18 protein-coding genes are annotated in these 18,525 nt (G+C 69.8%); 7 read left to right on the forward strand and 11 right to left on the reverse strand.

The genetic code is table 11. From position 1 onward, the window contains the following. The first annotated feature begins 158 nt into the window (after nucleotides 1–158). The 5 genes from V1457_RS13235 to V1457_RS13255 all read left to right on the forward strand — a co-directional run bounded on the left by V1457_RS13235 (nucleotide 159) and on the right by V1457_RS13255 (nucleotide 7,981). Nucleotides 159–3,014 carry a penicillin acylase family protein gene (locus V1457_RS13235; protein ID WP_338604011.1) on the forward strand — a complete coding sequence of 952 codons (2,856 nt, stop codon included), beginning with the start codon at nucleotides 159–161 and terminating at the stop codon, nucleotides 3,012–3,014. 329 nt (nucleotides 3,015–3,343) lie between these two features. After that, the gene (locus V1457_RS13240) at nucleotides 3,344–3,736 is read left to right on the forward strand and encodes a hypothetical protein (protein WP_200072764.1); all 393 of its coding nucleotides are present in this window, start codon (nucleotides 3,344–3,346) and stop codon (nucleotides 3,734–3,736) included. A 334-nt stretch (nucleotides 3,737–4,070) separates the two neighbouring features. Next, on the forward strand, nucleotides 4,071–5,696 hold the full coding sequence (locus V1457_RS13245) for a sulfatase (RefSeq protein ID WP_338604015.1): 1,626 nt from the start codon (nucleotides 4,071–4,073) through the stop codon (nucleotides 5,694–5,696). 86 nt (nucleotides 5,697–5,782) lie between these two features. Then, nucleotides 5,783–6,799, forward strand: a complete 1,017-nt coding sequence (locus V1457_RS13250) for an ElyC/SanA/YdcF family protein (protein WP_307850329.1) — start codon at nucleotides 5,783–5,785, stop codon at nucleotides 6,797–6,799. Nucleotides 6,800–6,832: 33 nt separating this feature from the next. Continuing rightward, entirely contained in the window at nucleotides 6,833–7,981 is a 1,149-nt protein-coding gene (locus V1457_RS13255) for a VanZ family protein (RefSeq protein WP_338604020.1), read from the forward strand. A 52-nt stretch (nucleotides 7,982–8,033) separates the two neighbouring features. On the opposite strand, the gene lysX is transcribed toward V1457_RS13255, so the two are convergent. From lysX to V1457_RS13280, 5 genes are all read right to left on the reverse strand, one after another. Continuing rightward, nucleotides 8,034–9,533 (reverse strand): bifunctional lysylphosphatidylglycerol synthetase/lysine--tRNA ligase LysX, encoded by a 1,500-nt coding sequence (gene lysX, locus V1457_RS13260; protein ID WP_295148222.1) that lies wholly within the window; start codon nucleotides 9,531–9,533, stop codon nucleotides 8,034–8,036. A gap of 108 nt (nucleotides 9,534–9,641) precedes the next feature. Further along, nucleotides 9,642–9,863, reverse strand: a complete 222-nt coding sequence (locus V1457_RS13265; protein ID WP_200073476.1) for a hypothetical protein — start codon at nucleotides 9,861–9,863, stop codon at nucleotides 9,642–9,644. Between the two features lie 47 nt (nucleotides 9,864–9,910). Continuing rightward, on the reverse strand, nucleotides 9,911–10,222 hold the full coding sequence (locus V1457_RS13270; RefSeq protein WP_200073475.1) for a hypothetical protein: 312 nt from the start codon (nucleotides 10,220–10,222) through the stop codon (nucleotides 9,911–9,913). A 185-nt stretch (nucleotides 10,223–10,407) separates the two neighbouring features. Then, nucleotides 10,408–11,454 carry a glycosyltransferase family 2 protein gene (locus tag V1457_RS13275; RefSeq protein WP_338604025.1) on the reverse strand — a complete coding sequence of 349 codons (1,047 nt, stop codon included), beginning with the start codon at nucleotides 11,452–11,454 and terminating at the stop codon, nucleotides 10,408–10,410. Beyond that, entirely contained in the window at nucleotides 11,454–12,605 is a 1,152-nt protein-coding gene (locus V1457_RS13280; protein ID WP_200073473.1) for a class I SAM-dependent methyltransferase, read from the reverse strand. Before V1457_RS13280 ends, V1457_RS13275 begins: the two co-directional genes overlap by 1 nt. Before the next feature lie 358 nt (nucleotides 12,606–12,963). Between V1457_RS13280 and V1457_RS13285 the strand changes: the two genes are divergently transcribed. Then, nucleotides 12,964–13,728, forward strand: a complete 765-nt coding sequence (locus tag V1457_RS13285; RefSeq protein ID WP_338604030.1) for a hypothetical protein — start codon at nucleotides 12,964–12,966, stop codon at nucleotides 13,726–13,728. Between the two features lie 28 nt (nucleotides 13,729–13,756). Here the strand turns inward: V1457_RS13285 and V1457_RS13290 are convergent, their stop codons facing one another. From V1457_RS13290 to V1457_RS13315, 6 genes are read right to left on the reverse strand one after another with little or no spacing between them, the layout of a single operon-like run. Then, nucleotides 13,757–14,134, reverse strand: coding sequence for a hypothetical protein (locus V1457_RS13290; RefSeq protein ID WP_200073471.1), 378 nt, complete (start codon nucleotides 14,132–14,134; stop codon nucleotides 13,757–13,759). Next, a complete protein-coding gene (locus V1457_RS13295) occupies nucleotides 14,134–15,015 on the reverse strand; it encodes an ATP-binding cassette domain-containing protein (protein ID WP_338604033.1) in 882 nt (293 codons plus the stop codon). The genes V1457_RS13290 and V1457_RS13295 overlap by 1 nt, the downstream gene beginning before the upstream one ends. Beyond that, nucleotides 14,991–15,830, reverse strand: a complete 840-nt coding sequence (locus V1457_RS13300) for a hypothetical protein (RefSeq protein ID WP_338604036.1) — start codon at nucleotides 15,828–15,830, stop codon at nucleotides 14,991–14,993. Before V1457_RS13300 ends, V1457_RS13295 begins: the two co-directional genes overlap by 25 nt. Beyond that, entirely contained in the window at nucleotides 15,827–16,468 is a 642-nt protein-coding gene (locus V1457_RS13305; protein ID WP_338604040.1) for a hypothetical protein, read from the reverse strand. Before V1457_RS13305 ends, V1457_RS13300 begins: the two co-directional genes overlap by 4 nt. Before the next feature lie 3 nt (nucleotides 16,469–16,471). Then, nucleotides 16,472–17,410, reverse strand: coding sequence for a hypothetical protein (locus V1457_RS13310; protein WP_338604043.1), 939 nt, complete (start codon nucleotides 17,408–17,410; stop codon nucleotides 16,472–16,474). Beyond that, on the reverse strand, nucleotides 17,407–17,988 hold the full coding sequence (locus V1457_RS13315; protein ID WP_338604046.1) for an RNA polymerase sigma factor: 582 nt from the start codon (nucleotides 17,986–17,988) through the stop codon (nucleotides 17,407–17,409). The genes V1457_RS13310 and V1457_RS13315 overlap by 4 nt, the downstream gene beginning before the upstream one ends. A 309-nt stretch (nucleotides 17,989–18,297) precedes the next feature. Between V1457_RS13315 and V1457_RS13320 the strand changes: the two genes are divergently transcribed. After that, nucleotides 18,298–18,471, forward strand: a complete 174-nt coding sequence (locus V1457_RS13320; RefSeq protein WP_200073465.1) for a gallidermin/nisin family lantibiotic — start codon at nucleotides 18,298–18,300, stop codon at nucleotides 18,469–18,471. Nucleotides 18,472–18,525 lie beyond the last annotated feature (54 nt).

An 18,525-nucleotide genomic window follows, 5' to 3' on the forward strand; every position in this document is an offset into this window, starting at 1 on the left:
GCGGTACCCGGCAGCCTCCTCGGATGCGGCGCCGAGCGGCATCCGGCGCAGCGCACCCCGCTGCTCCTTCACCCGAACAGCCCAGAATGAACGTGAAACCCTTTCATTTTCGGGCTCCGCCGATTAGCGTCCCGCGGCAGATCGACGGGGAGGATCGGATGACAGGGCACCGCAGCATCGCTTTGCTCAGCGTGGGGACCGTGCTCGGTGCTCTGCTCCTGGCTCCGCCCGCGACCGCGAGCCCGCAGCCGGACCCGGTGCGCAACCCCGCGCCGGACTACTGCGGCGACCAGTGCCACCACGTGCTGCCGCCCGGTCAGAACGGCAACGCGACGCTGGCCGACCTCGCCGGGCACATGCTGCTGGGCACGATGCCGCCGCACTCCGACGACCAGCTCGGCAAGTACGACGACCTCGCCGCCGGTTACAAGCAGCTCGACACCGGCACGATCAACGAGTTCTTCAACGACAACTCCTTCGGCGTGGCGCCGGACGACGTCGAGCGCCGCTACCAGCCGCGCGAGGACGTCACGGTGGTCCGCGACAAGACCGCCGGAATCCCGCACATCTACGGCAGCACCCGCGGCGGCACGACGTTCGGCGCCGGTTACACGACCGCCGAGGACAAGCTGTTCCTGATGGACGCGCTGCGCCGCGCGGGCCGCGGCGAGGTGACCCCGTTCGCGGGCGGTGCCGCGGCGAACCGGAAGCTGGAGCAGGACTTCTTCGCCACCTCCCCGTACACCGAGCAGGAGCTGCAGCAGCAGATCGACTCGGCTGCGCAAGAAGGACCGGCGGGCGAGCAGGCGCTCGCCGATGCGAAGTCCTACGTGGACGGAATCAACGACTACATCGCGCAGGCGCACCACGACCGGACCTTCCCGGGTGAGTACGTCGCCACCGGGCACGTCGACGCGATCACCAACGAAGGCGAGATCGAGCCGTTCAAGCTCACCGACCTCGTCGTGCTCGCCTCGCTGGTCGGCGCGCAATTCGGCGGCGGAGGCGGCAACGAGGTGCAGCACGCCGTCGCCCGGATGCAGCTGCAGGAGAAGTTCGGGCCGGAACGCGGCGAACAGGTGTGGCGCACCTTCCGCGCGGAGAACGACCCGGAAGCCATCTCGACCGTCCACAACGGACAGAAGTTCCCGTATGCGACGACGCCGGAGGATCCGCGCGGCGAAGCGCTGCCGGACCCGGGCTCGGTGACTCCGCAGCAACAGGTCTTCGACCCGACCGGCTCGGCCAACGACCCGGACAGCGGTGCCGACAAACCGAAATCCCGCCAGCATCCGCTGCCTTCGGACCTCGATCCGGTGGAGTCGCTGCGCGGCATCTTCGACGACGGCGTGGTGCCCGCGGACCTGGCCGAACCGCGCGGCATGTCCAACGCGCTGGCCGTTTCCGGCGCGCACACCGAAAGCGGCAACCCGGTGGCCGTTTTCGGGCCGCAGACCGGGTATTTCGCCCCGCAGCTGCTGACCTTGCAGGAGCTGCAGGGGCCGGGGATCTCCTCGAAGGGCGCGTCGTTCGCGGGCCTGAGCTTCTACACGCTGCTCGGCCGCGGCCAGGACTACTCGTGGAGCGCGACGACCGCGGCGCAGGACATGATCGACACCTACGCCGTCGAGCTGTGCGAACCGGACGGGCGGCCGGTGACCAAGGACTCCGGCCACTACCTGTTCCGCGGCGAGTGCCTGCCGATGGAGCAGGTCGAGCGGCGCAACTCCTGGGAACCGAACCTCGGCGACGACACCTCGGAAGGCTCCTACCGGCTGGTGTCGCTGCGCACGCGCTACGGGCCGGTGACGCATCGCGCCACGATCGACGGCAAACCGGTCGCCTACACCACCGCGCGCTCCACGTTCAAGCACGAGGTGGACTCCATCATCGGCTTCCAGAAGTTCAACGACCCCAACGTGATCACCTCGCCGCAGGCGTTCCAGCGGGCCGCGCAGGACGTGAACTACACGTTCAACTGGTTCTACGCCGACTCCGCGCACACCGCCTACTTCAACTCGGGCGACAACCCGCAGCGGCCGTCCGATGTGGACTCGAACATGCCGGTGCGGTCGGGATTCGACTGGCGCGGCTGGGATCCGGACACCAACACCGCGGATTACACGCCGCCCGAGCAGCATCCGCAGGTCGTCGATCAGGACTACCTGATCAGCTGGAACAACAAGCAAGCGCCCGGAACCGCCGGTGCGCTGCCGAACATGGGCGCGGTGCAGCGCGGCGACCTGCTCGACTCGCGGGTGCGGGACCTGGTCGAGCGAAGTGACGTTGATCGCGCCGACCTCACCAAGGCCATGGAGGACGCGGCGCTGACCGACCTCAAGGCCGAGCGCGTGCTGCCGGATCTGCTGCGAGTGCTGGAATCCGCGCCGGTCAACGACCCGGGGACGGCCCGGCGGATCGAGTCGCTGCGCGCCTGGCTCGCCGACGGCGGCAAGCGCACCGAAACCGAACCGGGCAGCCACGAGTACGAGCACGACGAAGCGATCAAGCTCATGGACGCGTGGTGGCCGCTGCTGACGCGGGGGATCTTCGAACCCGCGGTCGGGCCGGACGCGTTCCGGGCGCTCACCGAGGCCGAGCAGATCAACGAGTCGCCTTCCGGTTGGCAGAACGCCCAGCCGGGCGAGCACGTCGGGCAGGAGCACCAGGGCTCGGCGTTCCTGGACGGCTGGTACGGGCAGGTGTCGAAGAACATCCGCGGCGCGCTCGGCGAACCCGTGCCTGGCGGGTTCCCCGAGGTCAACGGCAAGCAGACGTTGTGCGGTGGCGGGGATCTCGGCGAATGCCGGCAGACGTTGCTGGACACGCTCGCCGCGGCCGACGCCGAACCGCCCGAGCAGACCTACCCCGGCGACGGCGACTGCGAACCCGGCGACCAGTGGTGCGCCGACTCGCTGATCCACAACAAGATCGGCGGCATCGCACAGGACAAGGCCACTTGGCAGAACCGCCCCACCTACCAGCAGGTCGTCGAATTCCCCGCGCACCGCTGAGGATTCCGTTCGCGAGCAGCAACGCGGCGGTGCCGGTGGCGGAGCCGCACCGAACCCGGCCCGCTCCGAGTGAACGGACCGCTGGTCCCACTAGATTGGTCGAACAGGCCGTTCACTCCTGGAGAAACCGTGCGGCCGACACACGGGCGAACCGCTCGATCCGGGCGACTCGGGCCGAGTGAACGGACTGTTGGTCCCACTAGATTGGTCGAACAGTCCGTTCACTCCTGGAGAAAACGGGAGTCGGTGTCACGCGGTCGCCGTGTTCCGGGCGGCGTGATCGATGCACTACCGTTCGTGTCGGAAACGATCACGAGCTGAGGAGCAACATGGCCACCTGGGGCGACATCGCCACTTTCGTCCGCTCCGAGTACAAGGTCATCGAGGACACCGGCGACGAGATCCGGATCCTCATCGAGTACGAGGACCACCGCAGCCAGGTCATCATGATCTGCCGCGAGGAGCTGGACAAGCGCGAGGACTGGGTGCAGATCGCCTCGGTGTGCGGGCGCGTCGCGGATGTGGACCTGCACCGGCTGCTCGCGGAGATCGGCGAGACCTCCGTCGTGTGCGGCGCGGTCATCATGGGCGAGCACGTGGTGCTGCGGCACTCGATCCCGCTGATGAACCTGGACATCAACGAGTTCATCGACCCGCTGACCTTCGTGTCCGACACGGCGGACCACATCGAAGAAATCTTCTTCGGCGGCGATGGATATTGAAGATCATTCAGAGCGGTTTGCGTGGCGGTGCCGGTAGCGGAACCTCAGCGGCTTCCTCGCTGCGGGATCGATTTCTGACGTAGCACCCTACGCGGCGAAATCGCTGTCCTCGCGAGGAAGCCGCTGAGAACCCGCCGGTGGTCCGGTTGCGTGCGTGGTCGCCGGTCAGCGGCTTCGCCGCTGAGAAGATAAAGATCAAAAGAGCTCGCGAAATGCCACTGCAACCGTTCCTCCGTGCGAGGGGCGGATCTTGACACTTTGTGCGTGCCGGGGACCAAACTGAGTCATGGTCCCGATGGCTGCCGCTCGCCGCGTCCCGCGCCGGAGACGGCCGGTGTTGCTGCTGGTCCTGGCGTTCGTGGCGGCGGCGTGCACGGGCCAGCCGCAGTCGGTCCCCCCGCAGGCGAGCCCGGTGCCGCGGAAACCGAACGTGGTCATGGTGATGACCGACGACCAGTGGCTGGAGAGCATGCGGTTCATGCCGCAGACCCAGCGGTACTTCGGCACCCAGGGCGTGACGTTCGACCGCTACTACGCCTCGTACCCGCTGTGCTGCCCCTCCCGCTCGACGTTCCTCAGTGGACAGTTCGCGCACAACAACGGCGTGCGGCACAACGCCGACCCGCTCGGCGGCTACGACAAGCTCAACGAGGCCGAGACGCTGCCGGTGTGGCTGCAACGCGCCGGCTACACCACTTCGCACATCGGGAAGTACCCCAACGGTTACGGCGAGGACGACCCGACGCACGTGCCGCCCGGTTGGGACGAATGGCGCGGTTCGGTCGACCCGAGCACCTACAAAATGTACGGGTACCGGTTGAACGAGAACGGCGCGCTGCGCACCTACGGCGACTACTGGCACGAAGATCCGCAGCACTACCAAACCGACGTGTACCGGGACAAAGGCGCCGACTTCATCCGCAGGCAGTCGCAGGCGGGCAGCCCGTTCTTCCTCAGCATGGCTTTCCTGGCACCGCACGGCGAGATCACGCCGGGTGCACCGGACAACGGCGACCTGTTCCGGATCGCGGACGGCCCGCGTCCCGCGCAGCGCCACGCCGGAGCTTTCGCGGACGTGCCGCTGCCCGCGGACCCGTCGTTCAACGAGGCGGACATGAGCGACAAGCCGAAGTTCCTCCGGGAATATCCGCAGATCGCGGCGCACGAGACCGCCGGCATCACCGAGAGCTACCGCAGCAGGCTGGAATCCCTGCTGGCCGTCGACGAGGCGGTGCGCAAGCTCATCGACACGCTGCGCGAGCAGGGCGTGCTCGAGAACACCTACCTGATCTTCGCCTCGGACAACGGGTTCTTCTTCGGCCAGCACCAGATCCCGACCGGGAAGTTCCTGCCGCACGAGGCTTCCGCGCACGTGCCCATGATGATCAGCGGTCCGGGCGTCGCGCGCGGCGGGCATTCCGCCGAGCTGACCAGCAATCCGGACCTGACCGCGACGATCGCCGACCTCGGCGGCACCAGTCCAGGCCTGGCGCTGGACGGGCGTTCGCTGCTGCCGTTCGCGCAGGATCCGCGCAGGCAAACCGGCCGACCGATCCTGCACGAGGCCGCGGCAGGCGCCCTGCCGGAACCCGTTCGTCCAGGTGCGCGGCAGCAAGCGCCCGCCGACGACGTGCAGGCCGGGCGCGCCGCGGGCGCGGGCGATCTCGACCAGGACGTCGCGACCGCACCACGACCGGCCAAGCCCCGCGACGAGCACGGGCAAGTGCTGTCCGCCGCGTACGAGGGAATCCGCACCGACCGCTACCTCTACATCCGCTACGTCAGCGGCGCGCACGAGCTCTACGACCTGGCCATCGATCCGTACGAGCTGAATTCCCGGCACGACGACGCGCGCTACGCGCAGGTGCGCGAATTCCTGGACCGCCAGCTCGACCGCACGCAGGGCTGCGTCGGAGCGGACTGCGGCCGCGAAATCCCGCAGCCGCCCGCGCCCGGCTGACGACCGTCCACTTAGTACGGCCCGCGAGTGGGGGATTTCCCTGCCTGGCACCGCCGGGTGAGGTGCCACGGCTAAGATCTCCAGCCGTGACTGCTTTGTCGCCCCTCGTCCTAGCTCCCGCCGCAGTCCTGTACCTGCTGTTCGGACTGAGCGTTCTGCGCGATCGGCGCCGCGTGCGCAACGGACTCTGGTTGTTCTTCGCGATCCTGGCGACGATCGTCGGCGCGGGGGCGCTGCTGGCGATGCTCTCGCCGCAGGCCGCGGTCCTGTTCGCGGTGGGGTTCGCGCTCGCGTTCGTGGCGATGCCGCTGGTGCTGGCGGTGTTCCTGATCTTCAACGGGGTGACGATGCTGCGCCGCGAAGGCCGCAGCTTGGGCAACCTGCTTTCGTTGTTCGCCGGGATCGGGATCCTCGGCTACCTGGTGCTGCGCAGCCTCGCCAACCTGACCGAGTGGCCTCCGCTGGTGGCCGTGATGAGCGCCGTCGCATCCGTGCTCGGCTTCGTGTCGCTGCAGTTCGTGTGCTTCCTGCTGTACTCGTTCTTCTACGGGCTGTTCCCGCCGCGCAAGCAGGCCGACTTCATCGTGGTGCTGGGTTCCGGCCTGATCGGCGGGCGGCGGGTGCCGCCGCTGCTGGGTTCCCGGCTGGACAAGGGCCTGGGGGTGTTCCACCAGCAGCGCGCGAAGGGCTACGACCCGGTGCTGATCACTTCCGGTGGTCAGGGGCCGGGCGAGGAGATCGCGGAAGGCCGCGCGATGGCGGACTACCTGCTCGAGCGCGGAGCTCCCGCCGACCGGCTGCTGGTCGAGGACGCTTCGCGCAGCACCGAGCAGAACCTCCGGTTCAGCAAGGCGCTCATGCAGCAGCGCGTGCCGGAGCACCGCTGCCTGGTGGTGACGAACAACTACCACGTGATGCGCGCCGCGCGGATCGCCCGCAAGGAGTCGGTGAACGGGGACGTGGTGGGCTCGCCGACAGCCCGCTACTTCTGGCCGAGCGCCACGATCCGGGAGTTCGTGGCGATCTTCCTCGATCACCGGGTGGCGAACGCCATCATCTGCGGCCTGCTGGTCCTCGGTGCCCTGATAGGCAACTTGGGCTGACGAAAACCTCCTGCACCTACCGGAAGGACGATGGTGAGCGAGCGGCTGCTGCCCGCTTTGATCGGGATCGTGACAGGCATCGCGCTGGCCGTGGTGCTGTTCGTGCCGTACGTGGCTCGGCAATATCGCAGGCGCGGCCAGCTCGGCGCTGGCCACTTGGCGCTGGCGCTGGCCGCGGTGGTCTACGGCGTTTCCCTGGTGGCTTACGTGCTGCTGCCGTTCCCGCAGTTGACGCCGGACTTCTGCGCCACCGAGGGAGCGGGCGGTCCGCAGTGGATCCCGTTCAACTTCCTCAACGACATGCGCAAGGAAGCCACCGGCAGCGGTGTGCTCTCGGTGCTGAGCAATCCGGCGCTGACGCAGATCGCGCTGAACGTGGGCCTGTTCGTGCCGCTGGGCATGTTCGTCCGCTACCTGTTCGGGCGGTCGGTGCTGATCACCACCGCGGTCGGGTTCGGCGTCTCGTTGCTCATCGAGGCGACGCAGGGAACCGGGATCTGGTTCCTGTACCCCTGCGCCTACCGGCTGTTCGACGTGGACGACCTGATCATGAACACGGCCGGGGCGCTGGCAGGTGCGTGGGCGGCCCCTGCGCTGCGCGCGGTGCCGGGGCAGCGGCTCACCACCCCGCCGGGACAGCCGCGGCCGATCACCTGGTCCCGGCGGCTGCTGGCATCGGTGTGCGATCTGGCGATCATCAAGCTGAGCAGCACGCTGTGCGCCACGGCCGGGATCGTCGTGCTGATGGCCGTCAACGGCCAGCTGTTCGGCGGGAACATGCCGCCCACCAGGGAGATCCCGGGCGCGGGCCTCGTCGAGGTGCTCGGGAGCTGGCTGCCGTGGCTGCTGCTGGTGATCGTGCTTCCGCTGGCGGGCGGCGCGAGCAGCGTCGGCCAGCGCATCGTGCAGCTGCGGGCGGTCACCGCGGACGGTGCCAAGCCTCGGCCGTCGGTGAGCCTGGTGCGCAGCCTCGCCGGTGTCGGCGGCTACCTGCTGCTGATCGGCATGGGCGGGGAGTCCCCGTTCGGCTTCCTCGGCCAGCTGTTCGGTCTGGTGTCGTTGATCTGCCTGTTCAGCACCGCCGGGCAGCGCGGCCTGTCGTACAAGATCACCGGGCTGAGCCTGGTGGACGCTCGGGAGCAGCCGGAGGCGGCCGCACCGGCGGCATCCGAACAGCGCTGAGCGCGCAACAGCCCCGGCGCCGTGCGCGCCGGGGCTGTTCGCTTCGCGCGGGTCAGACCGGTTTGACCATCGGGAACAGGATCGTGTCCCGGATTCCCCTGCCGGTGAACGCCATCAGCATCCGGTCGACGCCGATGCCGACTCCGCCGGTGGGCGGCATCCCGTACTCGAGGGCGCGCAGGAAGTCCTCGTCGAGCTGCATCGCCTCCGGGTCACCGCCCGCGGCCAGCAGCGACTGCTCGGTGAGCCGGTTGCGCTGCTCGACCGGGTCGACCAGCTCGGAGTAGCCGGTGCCGAGCTCCATGCCGAACCCGATCAGGTCCCACTTCTCGGTCAGCAGCGGGTCGTCCCGGTGCTGCCGGGTCAACGGGCTCGTCTCCAGCGGGAAGTCGCGCACGAAGGTCGGCTGGATCAGGGTGTGCTCCACCAGCTCCTCGAACAGCGCCTCCACGAGCTTGCCCGGCCCCCACGACGGGTCCCAGCCGATCCCGCGCTCGTCGGCGTGCTTGCGCAGCTGCTCCACCGGGGTGCGCGGGGTGATCTCCGCGCCGAGGGCCTCGGAGACCGAGCCGAACAGCGTGATCGACGGCCATTCGCCGCCGAGGTCGACGTCCCCGTGCTCGGGGTGGCGCACCACGTGGTCGCCGAACACGGCCTTCGCGGCGTGCCGGTAGAGCTGGGTGGTCAGTTCGGCGACGGTGTCGTAGTCGCCGTAGGACTCGTAGAACTCCAGCATCGTGAACTCGGGGTTGTGCGTGGAGTCCGCGCCTTCGTTGCGGAAGTTGCGGTTGATCTCGAAGACCTTCTCGATCCCGCCGACCACCAGCCGCTTGAGGAACAGCTCCGGCGCGATCCGCAGGTACAGGTCGAGGTCGTAGGCGTTGATGTGGGTGGTGAACGGCTCCGCCGTGGCGCCGCCGTGCACCTGCTGCAACATCGGCGTCTCGACTTCGAGGAAGTCGCGCTCCAGCAGCACCGAGCGCAACGCCTGCACGGCGCGCGAACGCTGCTGGGCCAGCTGCCGCGCCTCCGGGTTGACCAGCAGGTCGACGTAGCGCTGCCGCACCCGCGCCTCGGGATCCGTCAAGCCCTTGTGCTTCTCCGGCAGCGGGCGCAGGCACTTCGAGGTCAGCGTCCAGCTCTCCGCCATGATCGAGAGCTCGCCGCGCTTGGAGGTGATCACTTCGCCGGTGATGCCGACGTGGTCGCCGAGGTCGATGTCGGCCTTCCAGGCTTCCAACTCGTCCGCGCCGACCTTGTCCAGCGCCAGCATGATCTGGATCGAACCGGTGTCGTCGCGGATCGTGGCGAAGCACAGCTTGCCGCCGGTGCGGTAGAGCATGACCCGGCCGGTCACCGAGACGACTTCACCGGTGCCCTGGTCGGCTTCGAGGCCGTCGTGTTTCTCGCGGATCGGACCGATCGAGGTGCTGCGCGGGTAACCGACCGGGTAGGGGTCGACGCCGTTGTCCCGCAGGCGTTCCAGCTTCTCCCGCCGGATGCGCATCTGCTCCGGCAGGTCCTCGTGATTCTCGTCCACCGCTGTACTCACGAAACCATGGTATCGGCCCAGCTCACCCGGCCCGGCGGGCGGGCGCACCGGGGTGCGAACCCCGATGCGGCCCGCATCCGCGGCCGTCGCTGCGGTCCACCGGGCCGCTCACCCCTGGTCGTGGCCTTCGATGCGAGCTTGCTCGGCGAGCGCCGGGTAGCTGTCCGCATCCTCCGGCATCAGCCGTACCGACCACGGGATCGGGCACGGCGGAGCGTGGTCGGGATCCGGGCACAACAGCCTGGTGATGCGCTCCTTGACTTCTTCGGCCTGCTGCTCGGTGGCGTAAATGCCGAGCCGGATTTCCCAGATTCCACTTTCCTCGGACATCGCACACCAACCTGATCAGCGGAGGAGCGGAACGAAGCTGCTGGAAGTTACCAGATCCGCTTGGGGTCGCAGTGGCGCTTGTAGTGTCCCTGCGGCACCGGGACGTTGCGCTCAGCGTCGGTGATGGCTTTGTCCTTGGTGTTGCCCACGCCGTCGGCTCGGTCGTAACCGATGACGTGGTTGTCGCTGATGCGCACGATGTGGCACTGCACGGTCGCGTGCCAGGTCTTGCGGACCCCGATCTCGGTGGCCGGCGCCGGTTGCGCGGTGCCGGTCGCGGCAACGGCGGTCGGCACGACCAGGCCGCCGAGCGCGCAAGCGGTGACGCCGGCGATGAACATGCGGCGAAGAGCCGTCACGGAAATCCCCTCCTCGGGAATCGTTGCGGAACGTCGGGCGGTCGACCCGATCGCGATCCGAGCCTGGCACCGCGGATCACCCGGCACACCGGTTCGCGCGGCCGTTGGCAGGCGGTTGGCAGGACTGCCGCGGAGCCCGCTTCGGCGTGCTCCGCAGGTGTGCGCTCGGCCGGGCGGAACGTCGTTCAGAGCGCACCGGTCGATGCCTGGGCGCGCAGTTCGCGCAGCAACCGCAGCTGCGCGGGGCAGCGGCGGGCCAGCAGCTCCCGGATCCGGCCGCGGTGCTGCGGATTCAGCACCGCCGTGGGCAGTGCGAGCACGAACCCGCCCGCGTGCGGGACGGTGACCAAGCCGTGCAGGAACGAGCCGGCCTCGTCGGAAGCGAGCTTCGCGCGCACCGCTTCGAGCACGTCGACCCGCCGCACTTCGGGCGGCCGGACGCAGCGCGCCGAATCCCAGAGGTCGACGTACCAAGCTTCCGTGTCGGCGAGGTACGCCGCTTCGGCCCGGGCGCGGCCGTGCTCACCGGCGAGCAGGTCGCGCACCCGGTCCGCGTCCCGTTCCGCGCCGGTCTTGGCCAGCCCGATGCTGTGCCGGGGGCTGAACAGGTGCCGCCTGCTGCCGTCCTCCAGCGTCAGCACCGAAGTCCGGTCCGCTGCTACCGCGAAGTCCACGCCCCGCTCGGCGAGCCGCGTCCACAAGTCCCAGTCCTCGAACCCGGCCGCGGCCGTGCTCCAGCCGCCCGCCTCGGCGACCAGTGGGCGCACGTGGCCCACGCGGGACGGTTCGTACATCGCGTTGAGAACCTGCAGTTCCGGGTGCCAGACGGAATCCAGCACTCCGGAGCGGTGCCGCACCCGTCCGGACGGATCCACCCGCACACATCCGGTCCCGGCCAGCGGCGCACCGGCTTGGAGCATTCCGAGCAGGACTTCGAGGTGGTTCGGGAGCCACACGTCGTCGTGGTCCAGATAAGCCACGTACGGAGCCGACGTGGCCGCGAGACCCGCGTTGCGCGGCCCGCCCGGGCAGCCGTGGTTCGCCACCCGGAGCAGTCGCACCCGCGGATCGCGCACCGCCCGGACGACCTCGTCGGTGTCGTCGGTGCTGCCGTCCGAGACGACGAGCAGTTCCCAGTCCTGCACCGTCTGCGCCAGCACGCTTTCCACCGTCGGCAGGATGGCCGCGGAGCGGTTGAACGCCGGGCAGATGACGGCGATGCGCGCGGCCATCAGGACTCCGGCTGGGTCCGGGCCAGCCAGGACGGCGCGCCCGGCTCCAGGTTGAGCCCTTTGTCCAGCACCGCCAGGTTGTGGTGGAAGTGCACCCCGGCGATCTGGGTGTCGGTCGTGCTGCTGCTGCGGGGATTGCGCTCGGTCAGCTCCTGGTGGTTGAGACCGTCCACCAGGTCCTTCAGCAGCCCGATGGTGGTGTGCGGATCGCAGGTGGACTGCTCGCTACCGCCGAAGCTCGGCCAGTACGCCGTCTGCAGGTCCTCGATCACGTACTTGCCGCCCGGCCGCAGCAGCGGGAACAGCGCGCGGAACGTGCTGAGCACGTGCTTGTTGATGTGGCTGCCGTCGTCGATGATGATGTCCGGACGCCCGATCGGCTCCACCGCGCGGCTCAGCGACCCGGGATCCGCCTGATCCGCCAGCAGCGTCCGGATGCGTCCCTCGTCGTGTGCGCTCTTGTCGACGACGTCCAATCCGTACACCAGCGCCCGCGGGAAGAAATCCCGCCACATGCGCAGTGATGCGCCCCCGCCGGTCGGGTCCTGGTAGCCGCCCACCCCGATCTCCAGCAAGACGATCGGCTCGTCCCGCAACGGCTCGAAGTGCCGCTGGTAGTGCGGGGTGTAGTTGTGCAGCCCCCACTTGTCCGAGCCGTGGTGCGCGGCCAGCGCGCTCAGGTCCCGGTCGTCGCGACGCTCCATTGCCGCGAGCAAGCGCTGCACCACGCGGAACGCGGCCGGTGGGGAGTGGAACGCGGTGAAGTCGTCCGCGTCCCGCCATTGCACGGAACGGGTCGCCGCGCTCGCGCCGGAGGGCGAGACGGTTCCGCGGAGCGCTTCGGCGAGGTCCTGGGTGATGACCGCGGCCGCCGCAACCGGATGTTCGCCGGACGGACCGAACGCCCAGCCGGATCCGTTCCGCCGCACGACCAAGTCCCGGTGCACCGTCTCCGCGCCCGCTTGCAGGCACAGCCGCACGATCGTGTCCTGGTCGAACTCGGAAAGCTCGGACAGCCGCAGCCGCGGGCGGATTTCGTCGAGCAGGAAGTCGACGGCCGGGCAGGCACCCGCTGCTGCGATCGCCCGCTCCAGGTCGTCGATTCCCAGCGTCGCGGCGCGCACCAGCGTCCGGGCGGTGGCGAAGTCCATCGTCGCTTCCTCTCCTTGCACCGCTGTGGACAAACCGGTGGCCAGACTCGCATCGGACCGGCTGCGGGAAAGCCGGTCGACACCCGGATGGCAGTTCTTGGCAGTTCCGCGCGCATTGCGGCGCGGTGCAGCCGGAGGTGCAGATCCGAAGGATCGGGTGCACGGTTTCGCAACCGAGGGTTCGAGCGCATGCGCCGAAAACGGCCGTCCGATCAGCGAGCCGTGATGGATCTTGCTGTGCTAAGGTGACGGCGTTCAGTACCACCTGGGGTTATTCGGAAGGCGCGCTTCGGCATACTGGGGACCTTGCCGCGGCTGCGCCTGGCCATGATTTCTTGTGCTCGACTGGGGTGTCGCTGTGGGGAGAACGAATGAGCTCGATTGTCCGCGCCCGGCGAACGGATTCGACGCGCGCGCGATCACGCACTTGCCCGCCGACGGACCGGCCAAGCGCCGGCCGCAGGCCTGTGCGCAGCACCTTCCCGGATGTCTTACCGCTCGGGTGCACGCGCACCTGAAGGCGCTGGTATCCGGGATGGTGGGCACCTTGCCGTTGCCCGAGTTCGGCTTCGCCGTGGAGTTCTTCGAGGCGTCCGGAGTGGAGGCGCTGGCGGACAACGGGAATCCGGTGTTTCTGCCCGCCACCAGCGAAGACCAGGCCGCCTGCATTTCGAATCTGCGGGACTGCGGGCATTGGCTTTCACCCGTGGTCGCGGTGGTGCACGACTACAACGGGCACCAGACGTACTCCGCCATCAAACACGGGGCATCCTCGGTGTTGAACCTCGCGATCCCGGTCGGTGCCCAGCTCGAGGCCGTGCGCGCCACCGCCATCAACGCGGGGAATTCGCGTGCCGATGCGGACACCCGGGTGAGCAACGCGCTGATGGCGCCGTACGAGCGCGCGGCCGGATTCGCGGGCGAGCCCACGATGGACGACGAAGAGCTGGACCGGCTCAAGAACATGCTCTGCAGCGAGGAGACCGTTTCCGCGATAGCCCGGCGGTTCTTCTGCTCCGAGCGGACGCTGTACCGGCGGATCCGGATGCTCTACGACAAACTGCAAGTTTCCAGCCGCGCCGAACTCCGCTCGTTGCTGGCCACCAGCCGGCGTGCGGGCTGACGAGCGGCGCAGCGCGGAACCGGCCGCCTCACCGCTGCTCGGGACAAAGTTTCAGGGTCTTGCTGCGCAACGCGCCGAGGCTGATCTTCTCGCTGCCCTCGCCCTGGGCGCGCAGCGGCTCGATGCTGGGGTGGTGCCGCTCGGCGCGCTCGTTGAGCGCGTAGGAGCGGCCACCGGGATCGGTGAACACGGCCTCGTTGTCGCCGACGCAGGTGAGCACACCGCCGGGCACGGTCAGCGGCCACAAGTGCCCCATGTTCGCCGCGCTGATCGGCTGCTCGCCGTTGCGGGCGGGCGGCATCGGCACCGGTGCACCCGCCTCCGCGGTGCCCTGGCCACCGCCACCGCACCCGGTCAGGGCCAGCGCCGCGGATCCCAGCAGGACCAGCTTCGTCAACGTCCTCATCAATTCACCGCCATCTTGTCGGAACTGTTGCGCACCAATGCCGCGTAGCCGTCCTCGAGCGACGGTTCCACCTGCCGCGCCCCCGGAACGGGGTTCTCGCTGATCACGCGGTATTCGGTGCCTTCGGGGCCGGCGACGGCGTTGACGACCGTCGAATCCGGTGGAACCGGCCGTCCCGGTGGCACCAGGTAGGTGCGGCCGGACGCCGCGGAGGTCAGCCCGGCCGTGCTGCCGTGGTAGGCGACCTTGCCGTCGCCGAGCACCGCGACGTTCGGGCAGCTCTGCGCCACGTCGTCGAGGATGTGCGTGGACAGGATCACGATGCGGACGCCGGACAGCCCCGCCAGCAGCGCGCGGAAGCGCATCCGTTCCTGCGGATCGAGTCCGGCGGTCGGCTCGTCGACGACGAGCAGCTCGGGATCGCCCAGCAGTGCCTGCGCGATGCCGATCCGGCGCTTCATCCCGCCGGAGTAGTCGCCGATGCGCTGCTTCGCGTGCTGCCGCATTCCCACCTGATCGAGCAGGTCGTCGGTCTGGCGCCGGCGTTCGGCCCGGTCGCCGATGCCCTTGAGCAGCGCGACGTAGTCCAGGAACTCGGCACCGGTCAGCTCCGGGTACAGCGAAAGTTCCTGCGGCAGGTAGCCCAACATGCGCTTGACCGCGTGCACCCCGGAACGGGTGGACAGATCGTGGCCACCGACCGCGATGCGGCCGCTGGTCGGTTTGAGCACCGTGGTCAGCAACCGCATCAACGTGGTCTTGCCCGCCCCGTTCGCGCCGAGCAGGCCGAGCATCCCTTCGCCGATCTCGAGGTCGAGCCCGTCGAGCACGCGGGCGCCACCCCGGTAGACCTTGGTCACTGCGCTGAGCGAGACATCCATCGTGCCCTCCGGTTCGGAACTCGGGTACGTGCGTTCAGCCGGATCGCCGCGACCGCGAGGAAAACCGCGCTCGCGGCGAGCGTGCACAGCACTTGCGCCGTGGCTGTGGCGCTGTGCACTTCTGGGCGCAGCGCGCCGCTGAGGCCGTAGGTCGCGGACGCGGGTGACGCGTGCAGCCATGCTGCGGCGGGGTACCGCGCCAGCGGGGAAAGCACCGTGCCGGTCGCGGTCGGTACCGGCAGCAGCATCGGGTTGAGCACCGTCGCCCACAGCCAGAACACCGCCGTGAGCACGCGGGCGGCCGCAACCGGCAGCAGCACGCCCAGCATCGCGGCGAAGCTGCTCAGCATCAGGCTCGCGGGCAGCAGCACCACCACGATCGCCAGCAGCCCGGCGCCGACCGCCGCCGGGGCGCCCGTGCTGATCGAGGTCACCACGACCAGCAGCAGGAAACCGCAGACCGGTGGCACCAGTGCCACCAGCAGTGAACCGAGCAGCGAGCCCGCCACGCGCGCCGGGATGCCCGCGGCGGTGGCGTCGAGCAGATCGGTCAACCCGCTGCGGCGGTGCCCGGCCAGTCGTCCGGCGAGGCCGACCGCGATGCCCAGCGTGCACAGCAGGCTGAACACCAGCGAAGTCTCGGCCACCCGGCGAACCGGGTCGCTGGCGCCGACCACCCGACCGGACGTGGCGGCGAGCAGCAGCGCCAATGCGGTCAGGGGCAGCAGCGACCACCACAGCGCCTTGGTGCGCAGCGCGATCAGCGCCTCGTAGCGCGCGGTGGCGAGCACCGTCCGGACTCCGGGCGCGCTCATGACCCGGCCCCGCTGCGGGCAGCGCCGAGCACGTCGGCGCCGGAGTCGAACCGGCGCAGCGCCAGCGCGAGCGCGGCGCAACCGACGCAGGCCGGTACCAGCAGTCGCGCGGCGCCGTCGCCGAGGATGCGGTCACCGAGCAGCAGCTGCCCGAGCCTTACCGCGATCATCGCGGTCGATGCGGCCGCCGCGGACGAGGACGCTGCGCCCACCAGCGCGCCGATGCCGACGAGCAGCACGGCGGAGCACAACGCGGCGGCCGCGTGCCCGAGCACGCTTGCGCCTCCGCCGAACGCGGCGCAGAGCACCGCAGCGGCCACGACACCGGTCAGCACCGCACCCGCCGCGATCCCCAGCCGGCAAGCAGCCGTGCGCACGTAGCGACGAGGCAGCGTCTCGTGCAGCTCGCGCAGCGGATCGCCATCCGCGACCGCCGCGGCGGGAAGCGCGACGAGAACCGGCAGGACCTCGCCGAGCAGCAACGACTGCCATCCGGCCAGCGAGGACGCGATGCCCACCGTGATGCCCGCCAGCGGCGGTACCGCGAGCACCGCAGGACCGCAGAGGCGCATTTCGTACCGCGACAACGAACGCATACCCGGTACGTAGCGCCGCCGCTCGATGCGGTTCACGGCCATGGTTCAGCTCCCCTCCCGGCGCGGCCCGAACCGGGGGAACCGCATCCCCAGCACCGCGATCGCCAGCAGGGCCAGCGCCAGCGCGACCACCGCGGGCGAACTGGTCCACAGCGTCGAAACCGCCGGGCGCAGGATTCCGCCCAGCCCACCGGCTTCCGGCAGACCGCTGGACGAACCGAGCAGCCACACCAGCACGCCCGCCAACGTGCCGGTCGCCGGCGCGTGCGCGACCGCGAACACGAGGGCGACCCCCACGGTCAGCAACGCCTGCCCGAACCAGCTCGCCAGGACACCGGCCAGGCTCGGCGACCCGCCGAACACGTGCACCGCGACCGAACCGAGCACCGCGAGCAGCACGTCGAGGCCCAGCACGCCCACCACCCGGCAGACGAACACCGTCGGGGGTGCGATGGGCAGGCTGAATTGCAGCTCGGTGCGCGGATCGCGCCCACCCGAATACGTGGTCAGCGACCCGGCCAGCACGATCAGCACCACGGCCGCGCCGAAGGCGTGTTCCCGGAGCCCGGCCGAGCTTTCCGGCAGCGCCGTGGCGAGCACGACCGCAGCGGCGAACGCGAACGCGCTGGCGGGCAGCAGCAGGCGGGGCAGCAGCGCCAGCTGCGCCCACACCAACGCGGCCGTCAACCGCAGGAGCTGCTTCCCCCGCCGCTCGGGCGCGCCCCGCGGCGCCGGTTCGCGCTGCGGGCCGGTGCGGGCCTGGTTCCCCGGCAACGCGGCCCGCACGTGCTCGAACGAGGGCACCGCCAGCTCGCGATCCTCCTCCGCGGCCAGCACTTCGCCCGCGGCGGTCAACCGCGCCATGGCGGCGACGCCGTCCGCGCACCGCGCGCATTCGCGGAGGTGGTCCGCGGAGCGCACCCGGCCGCCCGCGGCCTGCTGCCGAGCCGCCTCGAGGACCTCGTCGGCGTCCAGGTGACTCATCGCCTGCTCCCTTCCTGCGGTGGCCGATGGGTGGACTCCCAGTGCGTGCCCTGCGCCAGTTCCCGTTTTATGTGGGACATCCGGCTTTTCACGGTGCCTACCGGCACGTCGAGCACTCCGGCGATCTCGCGGTAGGACAGCTGCTCCACGAGCACCAGGTCCAGCACCTCCCGCAGATGCCGGGGCAGGTCCCGCACGCGCGCGAGCACCTGCTCGAACTCCATGCCCGCGAGCACCCGGTCCTCCACGTCCGGGCCTGCCTGCGGCACCTGAGCCGCCGCGTCCAGCTCCGCCGTGCTCAGCGCGGCGCGGCGCAACCGGTTGTGCGCTTGCCTGCGGGCCACGCCGAGCAGCCAGGCGCGGGGCGCGCTGTCACCCCGGAAGGCTGCCGCGGACTGCCATACCGCCAGCCAGGCTTCTTGCAAGATCTCCTCGGCTTCGGCCCGGTTCGTGGTCAGCCGCCCGATCAAGCGCAGCATGGAACCCGCGTGCTCGCGGTAGAGCAGGCCCAGCGCCTCCTCGTCGCCTTCGGCGACGCGCGCCAGCAGCCCGGCCGAGTGCGTGCCTGCCTCAGTCACCTTGTTTCCCATCGCCTCCGGTCTCGAGCGACCAGAATCCCTCAGTGAAGGTACGTAGCACCGGCATTCGCGAAGGTTCACGGCGACATCCACCGTTTTCGATCTTCCGGGCGGCGGACGGCGGCCGCAGATCCGCCACGGGCACTGCCAGTTCTGCCATTCCGGCCCGGATCGGTTGCCGCGGCGAGATCCGGTTGCTGATCTGAACGGGCTGCACGCAACCGGGTCTGGGGCCGGCACCGGCCGGGAGTGCAGCCGAATTCGATCAAGGTGCCCGCCGGGCACCACCGATCCATCACGGAGGTAACCATGTCCGCTGCTACGGACCAGGCCGTCGCCGAGGCCGAGGTCGACCTGTTCGACCTCGACCTGGAGGTCGGCTTCGAGGCCACCATGGCCAACCCCGCCGTCACCAGCGTTTCGTACTGCACCCCCGGGTGCACCAGCGAGGGCGGCGGCTCGAACTGCAGCCACTGCTGCTGATTCCGGATGCCGCCGGGGCGAGTTCCGCCCGCCCCGGCGGTTCCGCCCGCGAGT

It is taken from the genome of Saccharopolyspora sp. SCSIO 74807 (assembly GCF_037023755.1).
Lineage (GTDB): Bacteria > Actinomycetota > Actinomycetes > Mycobacteriales > Pseudonocardiaceae > Saccharopolyspora_C > Saccharopolyspora_C galaxeae.

Excerpts from the sequence above, each read along its gene's own strand:
- V1457_RS13235 (WP_338604011.1), top strand. The coding sequence starts at position 159 with ATGACAGGGCACCGCAGCATCGCTTTGCTCAGCGTGGGGACCGTGCTC.
- V1457_RS13240 (WP_200072764.1), top strand. The coding sequence starts at position 3,344 with ATGGCCACCTGGGGCGACATCGCCACTTTCGTCCGCTCCGAGTACAAG.
- V1457_RS13265 (WP_200073476.1), bottom strand. The coding sequence starts at position 9,863 with ATGTCCGAGGAAAGTGGAATCTGGGAAATCCGGCTCGGCATTTACGCC.
- V1457_RS13275 (WP_338604025.1), bottom strand. The coding sequence starts at position 11,454 with ATGGCCGCGCGCATCGCCGTCATCTGCCCGGCGTTCAACCGCTCCGCG.
- V1457_RS13280 (WP_200073473.1), bottom strand. The coding sequence starts at position 12,605 with ATGGACTTCGCCACCGCCCGGACGCTGGTGCGCGCCGCGACGCTGGGA.
- V1457_RS13290 (WP_200073471.1), bottom strand. The coding sequence starts at position 14,134 with ATGAGGACGTTGACGAAGCTGGTCCTGCTGGGATCCGCGGCGCTGGCC.
- V1457_RS13295 (WP_338604033.1), bottom strand. The coding sequence starts at position 15,015 with ATGGATGTCTCGCTCAGCGCAGTGACCAAGGTCTACCGGGGTGGCGCC.
- V1457_RS13300 (WP_338604036.1), bottom strand. The coding sequence starts at position 15,830 with ATGAGCGCGCCCGGAGTCCGGACGGTGCTCGCCACCGCGCGCTACGAG.
- V1457_RS13305 (WP_338604040.1), bottom strand. The coding sequence starts at position 16,468 with ATGGCCGTGAACCGCATCGAGCGGCGGCGCTACGTACCGGGTATGCGT.
- V1457_RS13310 (WP_338604043.1), bottom strand. The coding sequence starts at position 17,410 with ATGAGTCACCTGGACGCCGACGAGGTCCTCGAGGCGGCTCGGCAGCAG.
- V1457_RS13320 (WP_200073465.1), top strand. The coding sequence starts at position 18,298 with ATGTCCGCTGCTACGGACCAGGCCGTCGCCGAGGCCGAGGTCGACCTG.